17 protein-coding genes are annotated in these 24,606 nt (G+C 66.5%); 9 read left to right on the forward strand and 8 right to left on the reverse strand.

Annotated elements, in window-relative coordinates; genetic code table 11:
* Positions 1-89 precede the first annotated feature (89 nt).
* Positions 90-2,057, reverse strand: coding sequence for a hypothetical protein (locus ISP25_RS09840; RefSeq protein ID WP_404613541.1), 1,968 nt, complete (start codon positions 2,055-2,057; stop codon positions 90-92).
* 30 nt (positions 2,058-2,087) lie between these two features.
* On the reverse strand, positions 2,088-3,029 hold the full coding sequence (locus tag ISP25_RS09845; protein ID WP_404613543.1) for a hypothetical protein: 942 nt from the start codon (positions 3,027-3,029) through the stop codon (positions 2,088-2,090).
* Between the two features lie 316 nt (positions 3,030-3,345).
* On the opposite strand from ISP25_RS09845, the gene fusA reads away from it, so the two are divergent.
* Positions 3,346-5,385 carry an elongation factor G gene (gene fusA, locus ISP25_RS09850; RefSeq protein WP_404613544.1) on the forward strand — a complete coding sequence of 680 codons (2,040 nt, stop codon included), beginning with the start codon at positions 3,346-3,348 and terminating at the stop codon, positions 5,383-5,385.
* Positions 5,386-5,409: 24 nt separating this feature from the next.
* Here the strand turns inward: fusA and ISP25_RS09855 are convergent, their stop codons facing one another.
* Both ISP25_RS09855 and ISP25_RS09860 read right to left on the reverse strand, forming a co-directional pair.
* Positions 5,410-5,700, reverse strand: coding sequence for a type II toxin-antitoxin system RelE/ParE family toxin (locus ISP25_RS09855; RefSeq protein ID WP_404613546.1), 291 nt, complete (start codon positions 5,698-5,700; stop codon positions 5,410-5,412).
* A 28-nt stretch (positions 5,701-5,728) separates the two neighbouring features.
* On the reverse strand, positions 5,729-6,196 hold the full coding sequence (locus tag ISP25_RS09860) for an SET domain-containing protein (RefSeq protein WP_404613548.1): 468 nt from the start codon (positions 6,194-6,196) through the stop codon (positions 5,729-5,731).
* Positions 6,197-6,493: 297 nt separating this feature from the next.
* On the opposite strand from ISP25_RS09860, the gene ISP25_RS09865 reads away from it, so the two are divergent.
* The 3 genes from ISP25_RS09865 to ISP25_RS09875 all read left to right on the forward strand — a co-directional run bounded on the left by ISP25_RS09865 (position 6,494) and on the right by ISP25_RS09875 (position 9,660).
* Positions 6,494-6,988, forward strand: a complete 495-nt coding sequence (locus ISP25_RS09865; RefSeq protein WP_404616295.1) for a hypothetical protein — start codon at positions 6,494-6,496, stop codon at positions 6,986-6,988.
* 24 nt (positions 6,989-7,012) lie between these two features.
* Entirely contained in the window at positions 7,013-8,788 is a 1,776-nt protein-coding gene (locus ISP25_RS09870) for an acyl-CoA dehydrogenase C-terminal domain-containing protein (protein ID WP_404613550.1), read from the forward strand.
* A gap of 296 nt (positions 8,789-9,084) precedes the next feature.
* On the forward strand, positions 9,085-9,660 hold the full coding sequence (locus ISP25_RS09875; RefSeq protein WP_404613552.1) for an OmpA family protein: 576 nt from the start codon (positions 9,085-9,087) through the stop codon (positions 9,658-9,660).
* Positions 9,661-9,787: 127 nt separating this feature from the next.
* Here ISP25_RS09875 and ISP25_RS09880 read toward each other — a convergent pair whose 3' ends face one another.
* Complete coding sequence (locus ISP25_RS09880) at positions 9,788-11,692, reverse strand: esterase/lipase family protein (protein WP_404616296.1); 1,905 nt, start codon at positions 11,690-11,692, stop codon at positions 9,788-9,790.
* Between the two features lie 116 nt (positions 11,693-11,808).
* Between ISP25_RS09880 and ISP25_RS09885 the strand changes: the two genes are divergently transcribed.
* On the forward strand, positions 11,809-12,813 hold the full coding sequence (locus tag ISP25_RS09885; protein ID WP_404613553.1) for an Lnb N-terminal periplasmic domain-containing protein: 1,005 nt from the start codon (positions 11,809-11,811) through the stop codon (positions 12,811-12,813).
* Here the strand turns inward: ISP25_RS09885 and ISP25_RS09890 are convergent.
* Together ISP25_RS09890 and ISP25_RS09895 are read right to left on the reverse strand one after the other, a co-directional pair.
* Positions 12,805-16,038: an EAL domain-containing protein gene (locus ISP25_RS09890; RefSeq protein WP_404613555.1), complete on the reverse strand. Its 3,234-nt coding sequence runs from the start codon at positions 16,036-16,038 to the stop codon at positions 12,805-12,807. The genes ISP25_RS09885 and ISP25_RS09890 overlap by 9 nt on opposite strands.
* 286 nt (positions 16,039-16,324) lie before the next feature.
* Entirely contained in the window at positions 16,325-17,779 is a 1,455-nt protein-coding gene (locus ISP25_RS09895; protein WP_404613556.1) for an RNB domain-containing ribonuclease, read from the reverse strand.
* 123 nt (positions 17,780-17,902) lie between these two features.
* On the opposite strand from ISP25_RS09895, the gene ISP25_RS09900 reads away from it, so the two are divergent.
* Entirely contained in the window at positions 17,903-18,376 is a 474-nt protein-coding gene (locus ISP25_RS09900) for a GNAT family N-acetyltransferase (RefSeq protein ID WP_192153843.1), read from the forward strand.
* Positions 18,377-18,424: 48 nt separating this feature from the next.
* Complete coding sequence (locus tag ISP25_RS09905; protein WP_404613558.1) at positions 18,425-20,389, forward strand: CocE/NonD family hydrolase; 1,965 nt, start codon at positions 18,425-18,427, stop codon at positions 20,387-20,389.
* A gap of 167 nt (positions 20,390-20,556) precedes the next feature.
* On the opposite strand, the gene ISP25_RS09910 is transcribed toward ISP25_RS09905, so the two are convergent.
* On the reverse strand, positions 20,557-21,330 hold the full coding sequence (locus ISP25_RS09910) for a SapC family protein (protein ID WP_192153839.1): 774 nt from the start codon (positions 21,328-21,330) through the stop codon (positions 20,557-20,559).
* A 251-nt stretch (positions 21,331-21,581) separates the two neighbouring features.
* Between ISP25_RS09910 and ISP25_RS09915 the strand changes: the two genes are divergently transcribed.
* The gene (locus ISP25_RS09915; RefSeq protein WP_192153837.1) at positions 21,582-22,181 is read left to right on the forward strand and encodes an HNH endonuclease; all 600 of its coding nucleotides are present in this window, start codon (positions 21,582-21,584) and stop codon (positions 22,179-22,181) included.
* Positions 22,182-22,245: 64 nt separating this feature from the next.
* Positions 22,246-24,138, forward strand: coding sequence for a 1-deoxy-D-xylulose-5-phosphate synthase (gene dxs, locus ISP25_RS09920; protein WP_404613559.1), 1,893 nt, complete (start codon positions 22,246-22,248; stop codon positions 24,136-24,138).
* The last annotated feature ends 468 nt before the right edge of the window (positions 24,139-24,606 follow it).

Genomic DNA, 24,606 nt, shown 5'->3' on the forward strand with positions numbered 1-24,606 from the left:
TTCCACGGGGTGCAGCGGCTGGCATCCAAGGCCATTCGGGCAATCCCTCATCCGCTGGCCCCTGTGCACGACATCCCTGGTGCGCCTTCTTACTGCTGGCCGGCATGAACCGGCAAAGGCGGCCCGAACTGGTCGCTGGCTGGTACCCACGAACTCGACGAAGCCGCTGGCGCATGGCCTTTCACCACCGGCTCGGTCGGTGGGCACCCCGGCGGCAACGGGCCGCCGGCGACACGGGCAGCGGCGCATTGCGCACCGTTGTCCAGCACCACGTGTGGCGGAGCGGCGGCGGTTGTCGATGGCGCGGGCGGCATGCTGGGTACGCTGCCGCCGGGGAGGTCCGGCAAGTTGAGTCGGTCGTAGGATTTCTGCGCCACCGCCGGAGGCGGTGGATCGGCATTGCTGCAACCAAGCAGCGATACCGGCACCAGTGGCGTCACCGAGCACTTGATGCGGATGCCGCGCGGCAGGTGAAAGGTGTGTTGCACCGTGGTCTTTTCCGCCGCGTGGCGCAAGGCAGTGTCCACCGAACTCTCGCCTGGCGGCGTCCAGTACGGGTCGAAGCGCGTGGCCTGATATTTCACACCGTTGATGCCGTGGCTCATCACTGCAGTGTCACCGGTAGGCTTGAGCTGGACGTAGTCGGGCACGTTGCTGGGTGATGGCGCGTTTGCTGAGCCTGTCCCCGGCTGCGTGCCTGGCGACATGCCCGCGCCCTTGTCCGCGTCGCCCGCGGTGGCATGGCCAAGGCCGTGCGATGTCGTCGGGCCGTTGCCGTGCACCGCAACCGTCTCCCTGGCATTGGCCGCACCTTGCGGCTCGCCGGGGCGCGCGTCGTCGCTGCCTTGCGGATTGGCATCCGGCGCGGTGCTGACATCCGATGCCGTGCTCTCGTTGGCCTTGCCAGCAGCTTCGTGCGCGGCATCGTTCGCGGCACTCGACGGCGCGGCAGTCGAGGCCTCGCTGGCCTTCGATGTGTCCTCGCCCGGCGGCAGGGTCAGCGGCGCAGGGCGACTGATCGTGGTGAGCGGCTGGTCGTGCGCAATCGCTATCGCGGCCTTGGGCAACGACGCGATGCTGGGCACGGCAGGCGCGGATTGCGGGATCGCGGCAAGCGGTTGTTCCTGCGCCTCGACAGGCGCGGGTGCCTGCAGCTTGGGCAGGTGTTGTGGCAGCTCGGGTGCAGGCGCGCTCAAGGAAGTCTGCAGGTTGACCTGCGGTGCTGCTTGCGCCGCCAGGGGCACGGTCTGCAGCTCAGGTTCGGGCGGAGCCGCCGGCAAGTCCACATGCGCGGGCTGCACGATGGTTGGCACCTGCATGTCCGGCGCCACGCGATCCAGTGCCATGGTCGGCTGCGCAATCGACGGCTGCCATTGCGACGGCACCACCGGCAACGCCAGCGAAGCCGGCGGCGGCATCGGCTGGTTGCCTTCGAGCTGCGGTGCGCGCACCGGCGTAGGCTGGAACTTGGGCGGTACCGGCGGCTGCAGGGTGGGGTTGGCCAGGCTCACCGGCGGCGGCTGGTTCGCCACCGGTACCGGCTGCAACTTGGGTGCGGGCGCCGGCTGCGGCACGCTGGGCGGTGGCACGGGAGCGGCGGCCACCTTCGCCGGCGCCACGGCCACCGCCTTCGCGGCAACAGCGGCCGTGGCCGTTGTCCGATGTGCGGCGACGCTCGCAGTGCGCGGCGTCCCGGGGACGGCCATCGCATGCCCCTGGTGCAGCGGTCCGGTCTGGCGCGGCGGCTCCCCTTTCGGCGGCGGTGGCGGGGCAAGATCGGGCAGTTCGATGAAGCGCGCCTGCATTTTCGCCGGCGCTTCCCTTCCCGGCGGCGGCTCCCATGCCGGGCCGAGAATGAAGCCGAACAGGAAAAGAATATGGATCAGCAGGCTGGCGGCGAGCGCCACGGTGCGTCGCCACAGCAGGTTGGGCCGCGGCCGCCGCGACGCACGCAGGTTCAGCATGCGCGACGAGGCGGCGAGCGGCGAGTTCAGCAGCACCTGCGCCGGCCGCTGGAAGGGCTGGCGTGGTGCATGGGGATCCTTGGGCAGCGGCATCTCAGGAGTGTAGTGGGCACCAACGGAACTTCAGTGCTCCGCCGCCTGCTTTGCCTGCTTCTCGCGCTGCTCGCGCAACTCCTGATCCACCGCGTGGATCGGCGTGTCGCTGGGGCAACCATCGGCAAGCGGCTTGCCTGCGCGATACAGCGAAATGCACTCGGACAACGGCGGCGCCTTCGGCACATTCGGGCCGGGTGCGAGCGGCTTGGCCGGCGCCATGTTCATGCGCACGTCGCCGTCCTTCGACGACGGTGGCGACGGCGGATCGCCACCGCAGCCGCCGGCCAACGCCGCCAGCGAAATGCCGCAATGGATGTGGATGCCGTGCCCCAGGTCGAACGTGTGCTTCACCGTGGTCTTGTCCACCGCCTTCTGCAGCGCATTGGTGACGGCGCTGGTGCGCCCCCAGTCCTTGTCGAAGCGGGTGGGCTGGTATTTCACCGGGCTCGTGTGCTGCATGATCCCCGCGTCGCCCTGCGGCATCTGCTGCACGTAATCGGGCGCGGGGGCGCTGCTGGCCGCGGCCGGCAGAATGGGCATGCCGTTGCTGTCGAACAGATGCGGCTTGGCCACGCTGGCCGCCGGGGCCGGCGCAGGAAGCTGCACGCTCAGCGCGTTCTTCGACACGGGTTCGGCGACACGCTTCGCCGGCGCGCGGGTCGCATGCATTGGCGGTGGCGGCAACGCCATGGGCGGTGGCGCCTTCGCAGCCGGCTTGCCGCCCGTGGAAATGAAGCGCACCTCGAGCACGTCGTTCGCCGCCGCAGCCGGCTCGCCCGGCGGCGGTGCCGGGGGCCGCATCGCCCACCACGTCAGCGCGGCGAACACGAGGTGCAGCAATGCGACGACGGCCAGCACCCACCACGCCAGCCGCCACCTGTGCAACGGTTCGCGGCTGCGCAACTGGCGCAGGCGCGCAGCCGTCACCGGATCGAGCGCATGCATGCCGTCCCGCTCGGGATCGGGCATTGGCGTGGCTCGGGTTTCGGCCTGCGTGGGAGTGGCGATGGGAATGCCTTATGCGCCGGATGACGCCGGGAATGGCGGGAGTATGCGAGGCGTCGCTTGAACCGCCCTACAGACAACGGCGTATTGTCGCGGTTCCCGGTGCTTGTTGACGCAAGGCTAACCACTGCGCGACGTACCATCGGCGGGCTTGTCCCGCCATGACCGCCCCCGCGTCCGCGCCCGGACGACCATGACGGCCCGTCAGCCGCCATGTGCGGTTCCGTGCGGTGCCGCTCATGCCGATGCGACCCGCACCCTGCAAGAGGAGGGTCGTATCGTGTCCTACCACACGGAAAACATCCGCAACATCGCGCTCGCCGGCCATGCCGGCAGCGGCAAGACCTCGCTGTTCGAGGCCTTGCTGCATGCCGGCGGCGTCATCCAGTCGCAGGGCTCGGTGGAGCGCGGTACCACGCAATCGGATACCGACGCGCAGGAAAAGGCGCGCGGCCACTCCATCGACAGTTGCATCGCCGGCATCGACCGCGACGGCTGCCACATCAACCTGATCGACACCGCCGGCTACGACGATTTCCGCGGCGGCACGCTCTCGGCATTCTCCGCGGTGGAAACCGTGATGGTGCTGGTGAATGCCGTCAACGGCATCGAACACGGCACGCGCCGCATCATGGAGCACGCGCGTTCACGTCGTCTTGCCCGCGTGCTGGTGGTCAACAAGATCGACTTCGAGGGTGCCCACCTGGGTGCACTGGTGGAGGCGTTGCGCGAGGAATTCGGTCCCGAGTGTCTGCCGGTGAACCTGCCTGCACAGGGCGGCAAGCACGTGCTCGACTGCTTCTTCCATGCCGAGGGCCATACGGATTTCTCCTCGCTGGCCAGCGCACATCAGCGCATCCTCGATCAGGTGGTGGAGATCAACGAGGCGACCATGGGCGCCTACCTCGACAAAGGGGAGGCGGCGTTGGACCGACAGCAATTGCACGACGCCTTCGAGCAATGCCTGCGCGAAGGACATCTGGTGCCGATCTGCTTCGTCAGCGCCCGCAGCGGCGCGGGCGTGGCGGAACTGCTGGAGATCGCGGATCGCCTGTTGCCCAACCCCGCGGAAGGCAGCCCACCGCCTTTCCGCAACGGCGAGGACGAAGCGATCACGGTGAACGCGGACCCGAAGCAGCATGTGATCGCCGACGTGTTCAAGATCGTCAACGATCCTTTCGTGGGCAAGCTTGGCATCTTCCGCGTATGGCAGGGCACGCTGCGCCGCAACGCGGAATTGTTCGTGGACGACGGCCGCAAGCCGTTCCGCCTTGGCCACCTGTTCCGCCTCAACGCGAAGAACCACGTGGAGATCGAGCAGGCCATCCCCGGCGACATCGCTGCGGTGGCCAAGGTGGAGGAGATCCACTACGACGCCGTGCTGCACGATTCGCACGAGGACGATCGCATCCACCTCGCCCCCATGCGCTTCCCGGAGCCGATGTTCGGGCTGGCGCTGGAGCCGAAGCACAAGGGCCAGGAACAGAAACTGGCGAACGCGCTCGCGCGACTGGCCGAGGAAGACCCCTGCCTGCGCATGGAACACCACAAGGAACTCAACGAAACCGTGTTGCGCGGCCTTTCGGAGCTGCATCTCAAGGTGACGCTGGAGCGCATGCGCGAACGCTACGGTGTGGAAGTACTCACCCGGCCGCCGCGCATCGCCTACCGCGAAACCATCGCGACGCAGGCTGAAGGGCACCACCGTCACAAGAAGCAGACCGGGGGCGCCGGCCAGTTCGGCGAAGTGTTTCTGCGCGTGGAGCCGCTGGACCGCGGCGCCGGCTTCGAATTCATCGACGCGGTGAAAGGTGGCGTGATCCCCGGCACCTTCCTGCCTGCCATCGAAAAAGGCGTGCGGCAGGCCATGGAGCGCGGTGCGGTGGCCGGCTACCCGCTGCAGGACCTGCGCGTGACCGTGTACGACGGCAAGTACCATCCCGTCGACTCCAAGGAAGTGGCCTTCGTCAGCGCCGGCAAGAAGGCCTTCCTCGATGCCGTGGGCAAGGCGCGACCCGTCGTGCTGGAACCCATCATGGACGTGGAAATCTCCATCCCCGAAGTCGCCGTGGGCGACGTCACCGGCGGCCTCGCCGGCAAGCGCGCCCGCATTCTCGGCACCGACAGCAGCCGCGGCGGCGAGCTGATGATCCGTGCCCAGGCCCCGCTGGCCGAGCTCACCGGCTACCCCACTGAACTCAAGGCGATGACCGGCGGCCGCGGCCGCTACAGCCTCGACCTCAGCCACTACGAGCCGGTACCCATGCCGGTGCAGAAGCAGTTGAGCGAGGCATGGCGGCCGAAAGCGGAGGAGGAGTAGCGGCCATGAATGACCGCTCGCGGATCAAGCGCCACCGCGTTTGATCCGGCGGACGCAAGCGCTCTTGAGGATCATCGCCTCAGCTTTCGGCAAAGGACGTGGGCCAAATCGAGAACCGAAGCGGGCGTGCCGCGCCAAGCATTCAAGATCGGCTTTTGCCGTCTTCTGCGTTTTTTTTTTGAAGGCATGCAGCACATAGACCGCATTCGCGAACTTGGCTACGCAGATCGTGCGCCATGCACCACTGGCATCACGCACCCGCACCTCGTACGCCCCGGAGCCAACCGACGGCATCGGCTTGAAGTCCAGAAGCACGGGCGATCATTCCGCCACGAAGCGGGGTTCAGGGCTTGGGCTTGAGCAAGGTCCCCGAGCAATTCGGCGACCCACACAGGCACTTCCACAGCTTCTTCAGGCGCGCCGTATGCGGCACTTCCAGCGTGATGCCGTAGTCGTAGGTGAGTTCTTCGCCGGGCTTGATGTTGCGGATGGCCTCGATCAACACCCTGTCCCTGCGCGGATCGCCGCTGGCGCTTTCTTCGACCACGGCGCGGCAGTTCGGCGCGCAGCTGTGATTGATCCAGCGCGCAGTGTTGCCCTTGCGGTTGGCGTCGACGATGTAGTCGTCGTTGAGGGTGAACAGGAAGGTGTGGCCGGTTTCGCCGCCGTCGCCGTACATGTCGTCGGCCTCGGCGTGGGTCATCAGCGTGCCCCGGTACTGGATGATCTCCTCGCCCTTCCGGATGGACTCGACGGCGAACACGCCATTGCCATGGATGGGAGAGCGACGGGCGACGATGCGACGGGTCATGTGGCGTGCTGGCCTGATGGTGGAACCCTGCATGATGCCGCGAGTCCACTTTTGTGGGAACCGCCGCAAGCGTGGACTACAGGAACGTCCGTGCGGAGAGCTTCAGCACGAGCCGACTTTCGGCGGTTCGCCGACCGACAGCGGCCTTGTGGGCCAGGCGGCGGAAACATGCGCCATGCAACGAGCTCTGCAGCCCGGACATCCCTACCGCCCTTGCTCCGTCCATTGACGCGCGCAGCGGCCCGGGTCAAGATTCAAACAATCGTTTGAGATCGTAGCCATGAGGTCACGGCCGTGATGCGACTGATCCGCTGCTTCGCACTCGTTGTTTGCGCCGCCTGCCTCGCGGCATGCGGCCCGCAGCGCAAGAGCGTGTTCCCGCCCTCGCTCACCGTGCAGCAGATGCAGGTGCTGCCTAGCGGCATGTGGCGGCTCACCGTGCGCATCCAGAACAACAGCTACGGCGGCATGGATTTCAGCTCCATCGAGGGTTCGCTGCAGGTGGCCAACGACATGCCGGTGCGCCTGCATGCCGCGTTCGACCGCGACATCCCGTCCTTCGCCGGCGACGTGATCGCCGTCGACGTGCTGCCCACGGCCACGATGGGCAGCGCGCTCGCCGCCGTCGCGGCAAAAGGCAGTGCTGGCTCGCTGGCCTACGCCATCCGCGGCACGATCCATGCCCAGCCCGACCTGGCCGATCATCCGGACAACAAGAACCCGCAGGATTTTCCTTTCCAGCACAGCGACTTCCTGTCGCCGGTGCCGGGCATCGCCAACACCTTCCGCTGATTCCTTCTTCACGAGAGATTCGCCATGACGATCTACAAGGCTCCGCTAGACGACCAGCGCTTCACCCTCTTCGACCTGCTGGGCGCCGAGGCCATCCTCACCAGGTTGCAGGGCGGCGCGGAACACAGTCGCGACCTGCTCGACGCGGTGCTGGAGGAAGCCGGCAAGCTCTCCGAACAGGTGCTGGCGCCCACCAACGCCTCGGGCGACGCCGAGGGCTGCCATTACGACAAGGCCACCCACGCAGTGACCACGCCGAAGGGCTTCAAGGAGGCCTTCAAAGCCTTCTCCGAAGGCGGCTGGGCCGGCCTCACCGCGAAGGAAGAGTTCGGTGGCCAGGCGCTGCCGAACGTCATCGGCACCAGCACTACCGAGCTGTTCCAGTCCGGCAACCTGTCGTGGAGCCTGTACCCGCTGCTCAGCGAAGGCGCCTGCCACGCGATGGAGCTGCACGGCACCGAGGCACAGCAGCACACCTACATGAAGCCCATCGTGGAAGGCCGCTGGACCGGCACGATGTGCCTGACCGAGCCGCAGGCCGGTTCCGACCTCGGCCTGCTGAAGACGCGCGCCGAGCCGAACGCCGACGGCAGCTATGCGATCAGCGGCACCAAGATCTTCATCAGCGCCGGCGAGCACGACATGGCCGAGAACATCGTGCACCTGGTGCTGGCGCGCCTGCCCGATGCACCGGCCGGCAGCCGCGGCATCTCGATGTTCATCGTGCCGAAGTTCAAGGTGGACGCGAACGGTTCTCTGGGGGAACGCAACCAGGCCTACGCCGGCGCCATCGAACACAAGATGGGCCTCAAGGGCTCGGCCACCTGCGTGATGAACTTCGACGGCGCCGAGGGTTACCTGATCGGTCAGCCGCACAAAGGCCTCGCGGCGATGTTCACCATGATGAATGCCGCGCGCCTGTCGGTGGGCGTGCAGGGTCTGGCGCTGGCCGAGCGCGCGTGGCAGAACAGCCTGAACTATGCGCGCGAGCGCCTGCAGGGCCGTGCGCTGTCCGGCGCGAAGTTCCCCGACAAGGCTGCCGACAACCTGCTGGTGCAGCCCGACGTGCGCCGCATGCTGCTGACCCAGCGCGCCTTCGTGGAAGCTTCGCGCGCCTTGCTCTACTACACCGCGCTGCAGACCGACATCGAAGCACGCGGCACCAGCGAGGACGAGCGCAGGCACGCCAGCGAACTGGTGGCTTTCCTCATCCCCATCGCCAAGGGCGTGGTGACCGAACTCGCGCAGGAGTGCACCAAGGAAGCGCTGCAGGTGTACGGCGGCCACGGCTACATCGGCGAGAACGGCATGGAGCAGTTCGTGCGCGACGCGCGCATCATCACGCTGTACGAAGGCACCACCGGCATCCAGGCCGCGGACCTACTGGGCCGCAAAATCCTCCAGTTGCAGGGTGTGGGTTTCAAGCACTTCGTCGCCGAGATCGGCGCGTTCTGCAAGACGCATGCGGGCGATACGAAACTCGCCGCACTGATCGCGCCGCTGGCCATCCTGGCCAAGGAATGGGGCGAACTCACCCAGTCGCTCGCGCAGCGCGTGCAGGCCAACCCGGAGGAATTGGGCGCTGCCGCAGCGGATTACCTGTGGTATTCGGGCTACGTCACGCTGGCCTACTTCTGGGCGCGCGCCGTGGCCGCCGCGGAGGCAGGCACGCAGTCCGAAGCATTCAAGCAGGCCAAGCGCGACACCGCCGCGTTCTATTTCGCCCGCCTGTTGCCACGCACGCTGATGCACAAGGCTGCCATGGTGTCGGGCGCCGGGACGATTGCCGACATCGCCTGACGCACGCCTCGCATCTCTATCTGCATCGAAGCGAAACCCGGCAAATGCCGGGTTTCGCTTTTGTGCAGCACACGCACGCAACAGCGTGCCTTCGTCATGGCTGGAAGCCGGGGAAACTGAATGCCACCGTAGCGATGACCCATCGAGATGCGCGATTTCGTACTGGCATGCGTTAGGTTCCCAGAGGCAGCACACGCAGGGGGCGTCCATGAATGCCGGCACCGTCGCTGTCACCGACGACGCCGGCACGCACATCGGGAGAAACATCGATGAACATCCGAGCCCCACGAATCGCCATGCTGGCAACCGGCATCCTGGTCGTCAGCCTGGCTGGCTGCTCGCAATACGTGAAGAAGGACGAACTCAACACCGCCATCCAGCAGCTGCAGCAGAAGCAGCAGGATCAACAGCAGCAGATCGATGCGATCAGGCAGCAGATGCAATCGCAATTCTCCAAGTACGACACGCAGATCACTGCCATGCAGGGTCGCGTCAGCGTGGATACCGTGGCGCACTTCGCCTTCAACAGCGCCGATCTCAACGATCAGGACAAGCCCGCGCTGCAGAACTTTGCCGAGACCATCAGCAAGTACCACCCGAATGTGCTGATCACCGTGGAAGGCTTCGCCGATCCAGCCGGCTCGCACTCCTACAACAAACATCTGGGGATGAAGCGCGCGCAGGCCGTACGCGATTTCCTGGTTTCCAGCGGCATCAACGCCGACCAGGTCCGTGCAGTGAGCTACGGCGCGGACAGTAATCGCCAGGTAGTGAAAGGGGCCAGCCACGAGCGCGGCGCCGACAACCGCCGCGTCTCGCTGACGGTGGATTCGTCCGGTGCGGGCGCGGTGGCTTCGACGCCCGCGGCCTGACGTGCCTCGTCGGGCATTGTCCGCACAGGAACGCCCGAGCAATCCGGGCGTTCCTGTTCCCGCCGGAGATCGACCGCGCCACAGCAGGCCACAACGTCGCCAATAGCTCGCCAAGCGGATGGCGGGATCAATCCGGGCTCGCGACCTTGCCCGGCATGGTGCCGACGCCATTCACCCGTTGCAGATGCAGCCGCATGATCCGGCGCAGCTCAAGGATCGCCGCCGGTGTTTCCTGCACGCTGTGCCACGAGGGAATCACCACCTCGGATTCCGCACCGTCGAGATGTGCGCTGGCATAAGGCACCACGCCGTCGCTGCTCTGCTGCAGCGAGCCGCTCGGTTTGTACAGGCCGACGATCGAGTGATAGCGCACCGCGGGCGAAATCGGCAGGTTCGCGGTGGCGACGATGAAGGGATCGGCATCGCTGAGGTTGTCCACGCTGTTCGACACATGGATGGGCGCATTCTTGCCGCTGTCGTCTTTCAGCAGATCGGTGACACCGGCCATTTCCTTGAGCACGCCAAGCGGCAGGCGGATCAGTTCGGCGATCCAGCGCGCGATGCGATGCCGTGCCACCGGCGTGCCGCGATGCGGCGCGGCGAGGAACACCGCGGCATCCACCTGCGGCATGGGCGAGAACTGCAGGTACGGTGCCAGTTGCTGGTGCAGTTTCGCGCGCTTGGTGGCCGAGAGATGCGCGCCCTCGGGCACCAGGCTCCAAAGCTTGTCCCCGCTGGACGACACCAGGAGGCGAGCGATCACGCCACCCATGCTGTGTCCCACCAGCATCATGTGGTTGGTGGCGCGCGTGGTGCCGTCGGGATCGAAGTGGCGGACGGTGTCGTCCAGCGCACGGCGGATCTGCATCAGGTTCAACGCGATGGGCGCGTTGGTTGGGTAGTAGACCTGCCACACCTGGTAGTGGCGGCGCAGCTCCTCGTCACCCAGCACTTCATTTGCGACGTTCACCCATGCCTCGGGACTGCTGGCAAGGCCATGCAGCATCACCACGGTGCGGCGGTTCGGGTCGAAGGGCTGCAACAGCAGCACGCGCGGAGAATCCAGACCGCCCTGCCGCCCCAGCAACGAACGGATCGACTGCATGGCGAAACCCGAGCGCGCCAGCCACAAGCCGTATGGCGCGGTGAAGTTGGCGCCCAAGGGCACCCTGCGACCGGCAATGCTCGCGTCCGCATCGCGGTAGGGATCGCGCACCAGCAATTGCACCTGTCGTGTGCCCAGCACCTCATCCAGCGTGCTGCCGCCAAACGTGAGTACCCCGGTCATCGCCACGTAGCGCGGCTCGCGCCACGGCACGGAAGCCGCATCCGCCGTGCGCGGCGTCACCGCCACGAATTCCGAACCGAAACCGTCGCGCCGGTATACGTTGCGCAAACCCTTGAAGCGCAACGAGGATGCGGGCAGCAATTCCGTCGGCGCGGTGCGCAGATGCAGGTCGGTATCCGGCCGCAACACCGACCAGCCTGCCAGATCGGTACGCGTCCAGCCGGTATCCAGCTTCGGTAGTTCCTGGAACCAGCGGCCCACCACGCGCTCCACCGCGTAATCGTAGAAGGCGATCACCTTGGCCTGGCGCTGGTCGAACACGCGTTCGGCGGGCGTACGCTGCGTATAGAACAGGTACGCGTACGCGTAGCGCGCGCATTGCAGGTAGGCGTCAAGCGTGGCGTCGTCCATCACCGGCTGGCGGTCGGCACGCAGCGCGCGGCCCAGCCACAGCTCAGAAAGCGCGGAAAGCCGGCCTTCCTCGTCGAGCCCGCTGGCATGTCCGACGATGCCGACGCAGGCGTCGAAGGACTGCGTGCACTGCTTGCCGGTCAACGCCACACCGTTCAGCGCCTGCACCGTGCCGTCGCTGAGCTGGCCGCTGCCGATCACGTCGTTGCGCCGCTCGCTTACCACGTCGCCGGGCTTGAGCCGGCTCACGTTCACCATGGCGCAGGCGTTGAGGCACAGCAGCACCATCGCCATCGCGAACCACAACCACTGCCTGACCGGATCGCCCCGCATTCCCTGCACGCCTCCCTCGCCTGAGCTGCAGCGATTGTAGTCACGGGCGCCCCCAACCGTTGCCACGACGCGCGCGTCGCGGCAGGCTAGCGCCCGGCCACGCATGGACGACACCTATGGCGAAACTGTTGCGCATCCTGGGACGAAGCCTGGCGTTGTTGCTGGGCGGGTCGATTGCCCTGCTCTCCATCGCCTGGGGTGCATTGGCACTGTGGTACCAGCTGCCCGGCGGCGGCGTGGTGCGCGTGCTGGGCGCCGCGCTGTGGGTCGCGTTGGCCTTGATGCTGTTCGTGCTGGCGATCCGCCACCGCCCATGGCCTTCCTTGTGCGGTTATGTGCTGATGTACGCATTGCTGCTGGCATGGTGGGCCACCATCCGGCCCAGCAGTCAACGCGAATGGGCCGACGATGTTTCGCGCCAGCTCGCCGGCGAGGTGCACGGCAACGTGGTCGTGCTGCGCAACGTGCGCGATTTCGCCTGGCGCAGCGACAGCGACTACGACGCGCGCTGGGAAACGCAGAGCTACGAGCTCGATCATCTGGTCTCCGCCGACGCCGTGTTGTCGCACTGGGGCAACGGCGCGATCGCACACGCGATGATCTCGTTCGGCTTCGACGACGGTCGCCACCTCGTCTTTTCGGTGGAGATACGCAAGCGGCGCGGACAGGAGTTCTCCTCCATCGGCGGCTTCTTCAAGGATTTCGAAACGACACTGATTGCCGCGCCGGAAAACGATCTGATCCGCGTACGCACCAATGTGCGCGGCGAGGACGACTACCTTTATCCGCTGGCCATCAGCCGAGCCACGATGCGCGCGCTGTTCCTCTCCTACGTGGAGACCGCGAACCAGTGGGCGAACACGCCTGCGTTCTACAACACCGTCACCTCGAACTGCGCCACCGTGGTGTACCGGATGGCCCGCCACCTCGGCCTCGGCCTGCCCCTGGACACGCGCCTGCTGCTCACCGGCTATTTGCCCGGCTATCTCTACAGGATAGGCGTGCTGGACCACCGGCTCACGTTGCAGCAATGGAACGAGCAGGCGCGCATCACCGACCGCGCGCGCGCCAGCGCACCGGGCGAGGATTTCTCCAGGGCGATACGCGCCCCGCTACGCTGAAGCTGCTCTTGCCGGCGGGTCGCCAAGCATCTGCTCGAACGAGCGCAGCGGCATGGGCCGCGAGATCAGATAACCCTGGAAGATGTCGCAGCCCTGGGTCATCAGGAAGTTCCGCTGCGCCTCCGTCTCCACGCCCTCGGCCACCACCTGCAGGCTCAGGCCGCGGCCCATGCCGACGATGGTCTGCGCCACCATCGCGTCATTGGCGTCCTCCGGCAGCCGGGCCACGAAGGCCTGGTCGATCTTCAACTCGTCCAGCGGCAGGCGCGACAGGTAGGCCAGCGAGGAATAGCCCGTGCCGAAGTCGTCCAGCGAGATGCGCAGGCCCATCGCGCGCAGGCGGGCGAGCTTGTCCGCGGCTTCGGCGAGGTCGTCCAGGATCGCGGTCTCGGTGATTTCCAGCGTCAGCAGCGACGGATCGGCGCCGGACAGCACCATTGCGCGCTGCACGTTGTCCACGAAACCAGGTTGGAGGAATTGCCGCGCGCTCACGTTGATGGCGAGCGACAAGTCGCGCCTGCCCGGCAGGGCGGACCAAGCCGCCAGCTGCGCGCAGGCCTTGCGCAACACCCAGTCGCCCAGCGGCAGGATCAGGCCGTTCTCCTCAGCCACCGGAATGAACTCGTCCGGCGAGACCTGCGTACCGTCGTGACGTGTCCAGCGCAGCAACAATTCGGCACCGACCACGTTGCCGCGACGGTCGGCCTGCGCCTGGAAGTGCAGTTCCAGCGCCTCGTCGGCGATGGCATGAAGCAGGTCTCCGGCCAGCGTCTCCCGACGCGCCAACGCCACCTGCATCTCCGACTCGAACTGGCGCACCCGGTCACGCCCGGCTGCCTTGGCGGCGTACATCGCCAGCTCGGCCTGCTTGAGCACCGTTTCGGGCGTGTCGCAGCCGGCCACCAGTTCGGCCCAACCCAGGCTGATGGTCATGCCCGCCAGCGCCTCGCCGTCCAGCCGGAACGGTTCGCGCAATACCTGACGCATGCGCTCGGCGCAATCCAGCACTTCGCTGGCCAGCATCGCCGGGGTTTCCGCGCGGGTGGGCAGCGCCAGCGCGAAGGTGCCTCCACCGAACCGGCTCAGCACGCAATCGTCGTCCAGCATGTTGCGCAGGCGCTGCGCAACCAATGCAAGCAGGCGGTCGCCGGCGGCATGGCCGCGCAGGTCGTTGACCCGCTTGAAGTGGTCGAGGTCGAACAGCAGCAAGGCACCCATGCACGTGCCGGACTCACCCAGCATGTGCTGCAGCTGGCCGTACAGGAAGCGCCGGTTGGGCAGGTCGGTGAGCGAATCGAAATAGGTCATGCGATCGACGCTTGCATGCGCCTCGCGCTCGCTGGTCAGGTCGATCATCGAGCAGACGAAGTGGCTCAGCTGCCCTGCGTCGGAAGTGACCACCGACGTGGTGATGCGCACGACCTTGGGTTGGCCGTGGCTCGCCTGTATCCACATCTCGCCCTGCCAGAAGCCGCCGTGCCACGCGTCGGACCACTGGCTTTCATAGAACTCGGGATCGTTCTGCTTCGAGCGCAGCAGCGACACGTGCCGCCCGACCACGTCGGCCGGCTGATGACCGGTGAGCGTGATGAAAGCCTGGTTGACTCTCTGGATGACCCTATCGGCATCCAGCACCATCAATGCCTCCTGGGTCTCGAACGCGACGGCGGCCAGACGCCGCTCTCCCTCCACCCGCTTGCGCTCGGTGATGTCCTGCGCGTGCACGAACACGTACTGCGCACTGCCGTCGGTGTCGTGGAACACCGAACAATCCAGCCACACCGGGAAGCGCCGGCCATCCTTCGCGATGTGCTCGGTCTCCCACACGTAGTGGTCCAGCCAGTCGACGGTTGCCCGCAGGGCCGCGCGCTCGGCAACCAGGTCAGGCGGGTACAGCGCATCCACGGACAGGCCGACCATCTCCTCCATCGCGTAGCCGCGCTCGCTGGCGAAGGTGGGGTTGGCGGCGATCAGGCTCTTGCTGCGCGCATCGCAGATATACATGCCAAAGGCGGCATTCTGGAATGCGTGCGCCCATAGCCGGAGCTGTGCTTCGGCCAGCAACCGTTCGGTGACGTCGCGCGCCGCACTCATCACGGCGTGCAGCTCGCCCTGCGGCGTGAACAAGGGCGTGCTGATGACTTCGAGCTGCCTTTCCGTACCGTCGGCGGCCTCCAACGGCAGCAAGGCGCTGGTGTTCCGGCCGAGCTGCCTGGCTTCCCGGTCCAGTGCGGTCACCTTCGCCGCGAACGCCGCATCGAACAACTCGTCGCAGCGGCGCCCGACCGGCGCCTCGCAAGGCTCGTGGAACAGGGCGACCGCACGACCGTTGCCTTCGCGATAGATGCCCTTGAGATCCTTCACCCACATCGCGTCGGGACTGGCATCGAAGATCGCGCGCAGCTTGCCCTCTTCCGACCGCAAGGCGGACGTGCGCGCCGCCACCGTGCGACGCAGCGTCCATACCCACAGCGCCATCAGCATGGCCAGCAGCAGCAGTACCGCCAAAGCAATGCCCGCATCGCGGGCATTGCGCTGGTAACCCACCGTCTCCGACGACGGATGATCCAGCCAGCGTTTGCGCAGCGTCGCGCGCTCGTCCGGCGTAACGAGCGACATGCCGTGCTGGATCGCGAGGAACATGGCCGTGTCGCCCTTGCGCACGGCCCAGTGCGATTGTTCGGTGAACAGCACGAAGGCTTCGTAGAAGCGATTTAGCGCCGAATACCGGTACAGGTTGTAATCCGCCGGATACTGATCCATGCAGAACACGCGCAGATCGCCTTTGGTCGCGGCCTGCAGGATGTCCTGGTAGTCACCGTAAAGCTGCACGCTGGTGATGCCGTCTTCCTGCAACCGCTCAGCGCAAGCGTCGCCGCGCTGTACACCCACCGGAAGGCCGCGCAAGGTGGCCACATCACGGACACCGCTGATTCTCCGGTCCGCGTAGATGCCTACCGGCAAGTCGGCGTAGGGCGCTGAAAAATCGAACAGCAGCTCGCGCGAGGGGGTGCGGTAGAGCATGTCGATCACGTCGGCACGCCCGTCCTTCATGTTCCGCATGGCGTCGCCCCAGTCCGTGAGCATCAAATCGACCTGGACGCCGGTATGGCGTTGGAACAGCCGCCACATGTCGACTTCGTAGCCCTGCGGCTTGCCATCGCCATCGATGAACACGAACGGCGGGTAATCGTCGTTGGTGGCCACGCGAATGCGCGCCGGCACGGACGCGGACGCCGGAGCGGCGGCAGGGCCCATGGGCGCTGACGCGGACGAAACCGCCGCCATGCAGCAGAACAGCCCAGCCACGCATGCAACTCTCCATCCGCTCACGCGCATATCCTCATTCGCACGCGACCACAGGCATACCGGCGACATCGTTGCCCGCGCAAGCGATACCACCTTCTTAAACTAGCCCGCAGCCCTGCCATCCTCCCGCAAACCTGTCATCGAATCCTTAGCGAATCGGCAGGCCACGCATAAACTGAAGTCGCCGCAACGGCATCGCCGATCAGGGCGCACCACTCTCCAGTTCGAAACGCACCTGCCGTTGTGCCGGATCGGCCACGGCCAGACGCACCACGACTTCCTGCCCCAACGGCAGCGCTGTCGGAGAGTTGACGCGCGCCTCGATGGCAGGATCACGCAGCATCACCACGCCTTCATGGCCATCGCCATGGGCGCCGTTGATTTCCACGATGGCCCCCTGGAAGGTTTCGCCGACGTTCGGCGCCAGCAGCACCGCTTCGACCAGGTCGGTCACCTTGCGCTCGTAATGCTTGGCACGGTGATCCGCCTCGGCCATCAGGCCGGGCAAGGCCGGCAGCGCGGCGCGCACCCAGTCCGGCACGGGCTGGTTCGCGCACAGCGCCACGCATACCTCGCCCACGTAGCGATCCACCAGCCGTCGCAGCGGCGCGGTGGCGTGGGCGTATTCCGCCGCCACCGCGGATTGCACGGGCTGCGCGGGCAGGTCGCCGTCGAAGGCCACGTAGCCGGCGCCGCGCAGCACAGTGGTGCAGGCGGTGAGCATCGCGACGTGGGTATCCTTCGATGGATCGAGCGTGCGGATGAAGTCGGGATAGCCCTGCCCGTCCGGCCACGCGATGGCCAGCGCCTGCGCGGTGCGCTTGAGCCGCGCGATGTCCTGCGGCTGCGGCGGCGGCAGCGTGCGCAGGATGCCAACCTTGCCCTTGACCATCAGCTGCGCCGCGGCCATGCCGGTGAGCAACGAGATCTGCGCGTTCCAGTCCTCGTCCGGATGGTTGGCGCGGTACGCCAGCTGCCACTGTCCATCGACCACGCTGATTTCCTGTTCGGGCAACGCGAGGCTCACGCCACCGCGCGCCTGTTCGCGCCGCTGCCGCAGCTCGCCCACTTCGCGCAACAGCGTCCACAACGGGTCGGCGGTGCCGGCATCGAGTTGCTGCTGCACACCGGCGTAATCGAGCCGCGCCCGACTCTTCACCCGCGCACGGCGCACGTCGATGGCGGCGATCTCGCCGCTGGTGTCGAGGTCGATCGTCCACAGCAAAGCGGGCCGCAGCTGGTCGGGCAGCAACGAGGCAGCACCTTCGGACAGCACCGGCGGATGCAGCGGGATGCGCGAGTCGGCGCCATACAGGGTTTCGCCGCGACGATGCGCCTCCGCATCCACGGCGCCGCCCGGCGCCACGAACGCAGCCACGTCGGCGATGGCGTAATGCACGCGATAGCCGCCTCCGTCCCGCCGCTCGAAGTGCAGGGCCTGGTCCAGGTCCATCGAGCCGGGCGGATCGATGGTGACCAGCGGTATATCGGTGCGATCCAGTTCGGGCAGTCGGGGTTGCGCTGCCGCTTGCCTTGCCTCGGCCTCGACCTCGGGTGGGAATGCCAACGGCAACTTCATTTCGTCCTGGATTGCGGCGACGCCCTGCACAAGCGTGGCGTCGTCGCCCGCCAGCAGACGGATGCGGGTAGAGGGCACGGAGCGATCCTCGCGAAAGCAATGAAGGCCGCACTATAGCCGTGCCGCCAATAGGCATGGCGCACTTCCGCCACGCCCCGAGCGGGTGTAGAACCGGCATACGTTTCCGCACTTGCGACGACCATGAGCCAACCGTCCCTGCTGATCCGCCTCGCCGAAGACGACGACGACTTCATCCTGGCCCTGGTGCCCCGCTTCGTGGATTTCCCGCTGCCCGCGTGGCGGCGGCGGCACGAGTGCATCGAAGGCATCCGCGACGAATTGCTGCGACATCTGGAAGACCAGCTCGCGAACAGCCATCTGTTCGTTGCCGAAGACGCCGACGGCACGCGCGTGGGCTTCATCCACCTGCAGCGCACCGAGGATTTCTTCACCGGCCGCAGCAACTGCCACATCGCCGACCTGGCCGTGGCGCCGGCGCACGAGGGCCGTGGCGTGGGCACGTCGCTGTTGGCGCACGCCGAGCGATGGGCGCGCGAGCATCATTGCCAGCTGGTGACGCTGGCGGTGTTCCCCGGCAACGAACGCGCACGCGAACTCTATGAGGCGGCGGGCTACGGCACGGATCTGTTGCGACTGGCGAAACCGGTGCGCTGAGCGCGACGGTAAGCTGCCCAATCACTTCATCCAGGGGGAATCGATGCCATGACGCCACGCCGTATCGCCGCGGGCCTGAAGACCACGTTGCTGGCCGCCCTGCTTGCCGCCAGCAGCGCACTCCCCGCAACGGATGCGCCACAGGCCAAGTATCCCGACTATCCCAGCGAGACGCCGGCCAGCTTCAAGCCCGCCACCGGCAGCTTCGACTACGTCGAACGCGACGTGATGATCACGATGCGCGACGGCGTGAAGCTCAACACCGTGATCCTGGTCCCCAGGGGCGCGAAGCACGCCGGCATCGTGCTCACCCGCACGCCCTACGACGCGCACCAGCTCACCCACAACCTCATGAGCGGCCACCTCGAACCGCTGCTGGAGGGCTACGACAACGCAGCCGACGTGATCGTGGAGGACGGCTACATCCGCGTGATCCAGGACATCCGTGGCAAGTACGGCTCCGAGGGCGACTACGTGATGAACCGGCCGGTGCACGGCCCGCTCAACCCCACGCCGGTGGACGACGCCACCGACACCTACGACACCATCGACTGGCTGGTGAAGCACATCCCCGAATCGAACGGCAAGGTCGCCACCATCGGTATCTCCTACGACGGCTTCGAGCCGCTGATGTCATTGGTGCATCCGCATCCCGCGTTGAAGGCGGCGGTGCCGATGAACCCGATGGTGGACGGCTGGATGGGCGACGACTGGTTCCACCACGGCGCCTTCCGCGCGCAGAACCTCAGCTACATCTACGAGCAGGAGGCCACTCGCGACAACACCGCGAAATGGTGGACCAGCTTCCACGACGAATACGACCTGTTCATGCATTACGGCTCCGTCGGCGCGATGGGCGATGCCTACGGCATGCGGCAGCTCGGCTTCTGGAACAAGCTGGTGGCGCATCCCGCCTACGACGCGTTCTGGAGCCAGCAGGCGATGGACAAGGTGCTTGCCGATCAGCCGCTCACCGTGCCGGTAATGCTGGTGCACAGCCTGTGGGACCAGGAGGACATCTACGGCGCGCTGGCCGTGTATCGCGCGATCAAGCCGAAGGACAGCAGCGGCGACATGGTGAAGCTGGTGATGGGCCCGTGGCACCACGGCCAGGAGATCGAGGAAGGCAGCTCGCTGGGCGCGATCCGCTTCGGCAGCGACACCGCGAAATACTTCCGCGAGCACATCCTGCGCCCCTTCCTGGCGCAATATCTCAAGGACGGCGCGCCAAAGGCCGGCCTCGCTCCGGTCACCGCCTTCCAGACCGGCACCGACCAGTGGCAGCGACTGGATCGCTGGCCGCTGTCATGCGACAGCGGCTGCACCGCCAAGAGCCAGGCGCTGTACCTGCAATCGGGAATGCAACTCGGCTTCGACCCACCATCGGGCAGCAACGCCTACGACGAATACGTCTCCGATCCTGCGCACCCGGTGCCGTTCCGCGCGCGGCCGATCCAGCCGGTCGGCTACGACAACGGCCTCACCTGGCCGGAATGGCTGGTGGACGACCAGCGCGAAGCCTCCGGCCGTACCGACGTGCTTACCTACGAAACAGCGCCACTGGACAAGCCGCTGACCATCGCCGGCGCGCCCGAGGTAAACCTGGTCGCCTCCACCAGCGGCACCGACAGCGACTGGGTGGTGAAGCTGATCGACGTGTATCCGGATCAGGTGGCCGAGCAGCCGGCGATGGGCGGCTACCAGCTTGCCGTGGCGATGGACATCTTCCGCGGCCGTTACCGCACCGGCTACGACAAACCGGGGCCGCTCGCCGCCAACCAGCCGCTGGCCTATCGTTTCGACCTGCCTGCCGCCAACCACGTGTTCCTGCCCGGCCACCGCATCATGGTGCAGGTGCAATCGAGCTGGTTCCCGCTGTACGACCGCAACCCGCAGACCTTCGTCCCCAACATCCTGCTCGCCAAGCCGGCGGATTACGTGAAAGCCACCCAGCGGATCTATCACGCGCCGGGCGAAGCCAGTTACATCGGGCTGCCGGTGGTGGCGAACTGATCCCGGCAAGCGCCTCGCGCTGCCGCCGACCTTCAGGCCATTGAAAAGCGCGGCCAGGGATGGCCGTCCGCTTGATCTTCGCGATCAGGGACGATCGCAAAAGCAAGCGCCGCGACAGTCGCCTGTCGCGGCGCTTTTTTTCAGGCGTGCGAGATGCCCGGACAGGCTCAGTTCCTGGAAGCGCCCACTTCGCCATCCTCGCGTTCGCCCAGACGCTGGCCCAGGCGATCGAGGTTGTTCATCGAGATCAGGTGCGCGTAGATCCAGCCGAGGACGCCTTCACGCACGAATTCCTGCGCGGTCTTCTCGTCGAGCTGGCGCAGCTTTTCCTCGTTGACCACGAACATGCCATTGAGGTTGATCACCTGGCCCTGGCCGTCCGGCGTGCCCTTGCGCATGCTGATGTTGCGCGACTCCAGCAGGTCGTGCTTGCGCAGTTGGTCCATGAACCAGCGGGTACGCGCCACGTGCTGCTGGAACTCGCCGAGGAAACCCACGGCGCGGCTCAGCATTTCGGTGTCGCTGCCGTCCTCGTTGAACAGGCGGTCGCCCTCGGTGGCGTTGAAACCCTCGTAGCCCTCGTCGAGGAAGACGGCGAAATCATCGCCCTCCTGACCGGCCGGCTTCTCGGCCAGCACGAACGGGTAGCGGCGCACAAAGGCCGGGACGTAGGCGCCCGGCAGCCACTGGCCATTGGCGTCGACGAACAGATTCTCGTTCTGGCGCAGGCCCAGCAGGGCCACCGGGCCGGCGGAAGCGAGGTCGTTGCCGGCGAACACGATGGGCATGTCGCGCGCAGCCAAAGCGAATTCCACGCCGGTGAGCGGCACGGAATGGGCGTCCAGCGCGAACTTCATGTTCGGGATCGGCTTCAGGCGCAGATCCTTGTGTGCATTGCGGTTGAGCGGCACCGGGCGCTCGTAGAAAAGAACTTCAGCCACGTCATTACCTCTGCCCCGCCGTGCCGGGGTTGCCACCATCGGCCCCCCCTCCCAAACCCGGCGTCGGGTCTGCAAACGAACAATCACTATATCAGCGCCCGTGGCCGGCCGCGAATGCCCGGCATGGAGCTATCTGATTGAGCCAAGGGCCTATTTGCGTGCGTTTGCAACAAATTTTGTTCTATGCTCGGGTGCATCCGAGCACCGTTGCATGGTTGCCGCGCTCTTTCTCGTAAGGAAGGACGAACTGCATGCTGATGGAAGTCGCCAGCCGGGCCGACCTGCATTCGACCCGCGTGCTGTCGCTGGACGCCGCCGGCCGCATCCTTGACTGGATCAGCTGGCAGGACGCCGCGTGTCTCTACGTGCGCGGCGCAGTGGCGTGGACGCTGGGCGATCCCTGCCTCACCGTGCACGGCGGCCACAACCGCGCCCTGGGCGTGCAGAGCCAGCTCGACCTGCATCCCATCATCGCCAGCACCGGCCACTGCCACGAACACGCGATCGATCCGGCCCCCGCGCTCACCAACAGCGCGCTGTTCGCCCGCGACCGCCACCTGTGCCTGTATTGCGGCCAGCACTTCAGCCGTGGCGACCTCACCCGTGACCACGTGCAGCCGGTATCCAAGGGCGGTCGCGACGAATGGGAAAATGTGGTCAGCGCCTGCCTCGCCTGCAACCTCAGGAAGAGCAACCGCACCCCGCAGCAAGCCCACATGCCGTTGCTGGCCGTGCCGTACCGGCCCAGTTGGGTGGAGCACCTGATCCTCTCCAACCGCAACATCCTGAGTGACCAGATGGACTTCCTGGTCAGCCATCTGCCGCGCGACCGGCGCCAGACGATGGGCTGAACCGCCCCATCACGGCCAGCCCCTCGCCCTTGCCCCGCCCCGCCTTCGGGCCAACAATAGGCGGATGAAAGATCCTGCACATTACCCCCACCTGGCAGCCATCGAGTCGCCGGCCGATCTGCGCCGCGTTCCCGACGAGGAGCTGCCCGCCGTCGCCGACGAGCTGCGCCAGTACCTGATCGAGGCCGTGGCCAGTTCCGGCGGCCACTTCGGTGCGGGCCTGGGCGTGGTGGAACTCACCGTGGCGCTGCACCACGTGTTCGATACGCCCACCGATCGGCTGGTGTGGGACGTGGGCCACCAGTGCTACCCGCACAAGATCCTCACCGGCCGCCGCGACCGCATCACCACGATCAAGAAGAAGGACGGTCTCGCGCCCTTCCCGCGCCGCGAGGAAAGCGAGTACGACACTTTCGGCGTGGGCCACTCGTCCACCTCGATCTCGGCCGCGCTGGGCATGGCCATCGCCGCGCAGCGCAAGGGCGACCCGCGCAAGTTCGTGGCGGTGATCGGCGACGGTGCGATGACCGCCGGCATGGCGTTCGAGGCGCTGAACCACGGCGGCGACGTCGAGCCGAACATGCTGGTGGTGTTCAACGACAACGGCATGTCGATCAGCGAGAACGTGGGCGCGATGACCCGCATGATGTCGCGCGCGCTGGCCAGCCGTCGCTTGAACGCGGTACGCGAACGCGCCAAGCGGGCCATCCCGAAACAGTCCTTCGCCGGCCGCTTCTTCAAGCGCTGGGAAGAACACGCCAAGGGCATGTTCGTGCCTTCGACGCTGTTCGAGGAACTGGGCTTCCACTACACCGGCCCCATTGACGGCCACAACATCCCGCAACTGCTGGCTGCGCTGCGCACGGTGAAGAACCTGCCCGGCCCGCAGCTGCTGCACGTGGTCACCACCAAGGGCAAGGGCTACGCGCCCGCCGAGCAGGCGCAGATCGAATACCACGCCGTGGGCCCGTTCGATCCCGAGGCGGGCCTGGTGAAGAAGAACGCGCCTTCCAGGCCCACCTACACCGACATCTTCAGCGCGTGGCTGTGCGACCAGGCCGCTGCCGACGAACGCCTGCTGGGCATCACGCCCGCGATGCGCGAAGGCTCGGGCCTGGTCCGCTTTTCGAAGGAATACCCGGAGCGCTATTTCGACGTGGCCATCGCCGAGCAGCATGCGGTGACGCTGGCTGCGGGTATGGCCTGCGAAGGCGCCAAGCCGGTGGTGGCGATCTACTCCACCTTCCTGCAGCGCGCCTACGATCAGGCCATCCACGACGTGGCGCTGCAGAACCTCGATGTCACCTTCGCCATCGACCGCGCCGGCGTGGTCGGCCCGGACGGCGCCACGCATGCGGGAAGTTTCGATCTCAGCTTCCTGCGCTGCTTGCCCAACATGGTGATCATGGCGCCGGCGGACGAGAACGAGTGCCGCATGATGCTCAGCACCGGTTTCCACTACGCCGGACCCGCCGCGATCCGCTACCCGCGCGGCACCGGCCCGGGCATCGCCATCCGCACCGAGCTCGACACCCTGCCGATCGGCAAGGCCGAGTTGCGCCGCCGCGGCCATGGCATCGCCCTGCTCAGCTTTGGCGCGATGCTTTCCCCGACGACGGAAATCGCTGCGGAACTGGACGCCACCCTCGTCAACATGCGCTTCGTGAAGCCATTGGACGAAGCACTGATCGTGGAACTCGCCAAGACCCACGACGCCTTCGTCACCTTGGAAGACAACGCCATCGCGGGCGGCGCAGGCTCCGCGGTAGCCGAATGCCTCGCCGCGCACGGCATCGTGAAGCCGATCCTGCACCTCGGTCTTCCGGACGTCTATCTGGAACACGGCAGCCGCGAGGAAGTGCTCACCATGGCCGGCCTCGACCTGCCCGGCATCCGCCGCGCCATCCACGCACGCTTCCCGCAGCTGTGCGTCGGCAGCCTCGCCAGCGCAGGCTAGAAGCCCGGCAACCCAAGACGCGGTGCCGGCAACGGCGCCTCGCGGGTGTCGAAACACCGCGTGGCTTCACGCCCGTCGCCGACGGCCGCATCCGGCGATCGCATTGACGCCTTGCGGCGGTTAAGCGCGTGTCGATGCACGGATGGCATGGCGTGGCCCGTTGCCGCAACCGCAGCGATACATCCCATAGCACCGCAACGGATCTCCCGTAATCCGGACGCCGTGCGTGCGTGGCGTCGATCTCGATGGGCCTTTCGCGCATGAATGCCGCTTGGCCCACTCGACGAATAATTCACCCGAACCTAACTCCCCGCCTTCTATCACTGAAGCCGTCCCGCTTTGCTGTGCGCGTAAAACGGGCATTCGCAAAGCGGCGCGATGCTCCGACCGCGATGCCTCCGACATTGCATCGCCACGGTTCATAGGGCCGCTTTTCATGCCGCCGGAAAATCCACTTTCGAAACGCGA

It is taken from the genome of Rhodanobacter hydrolyticus (genome assembly GCF_044904645.1).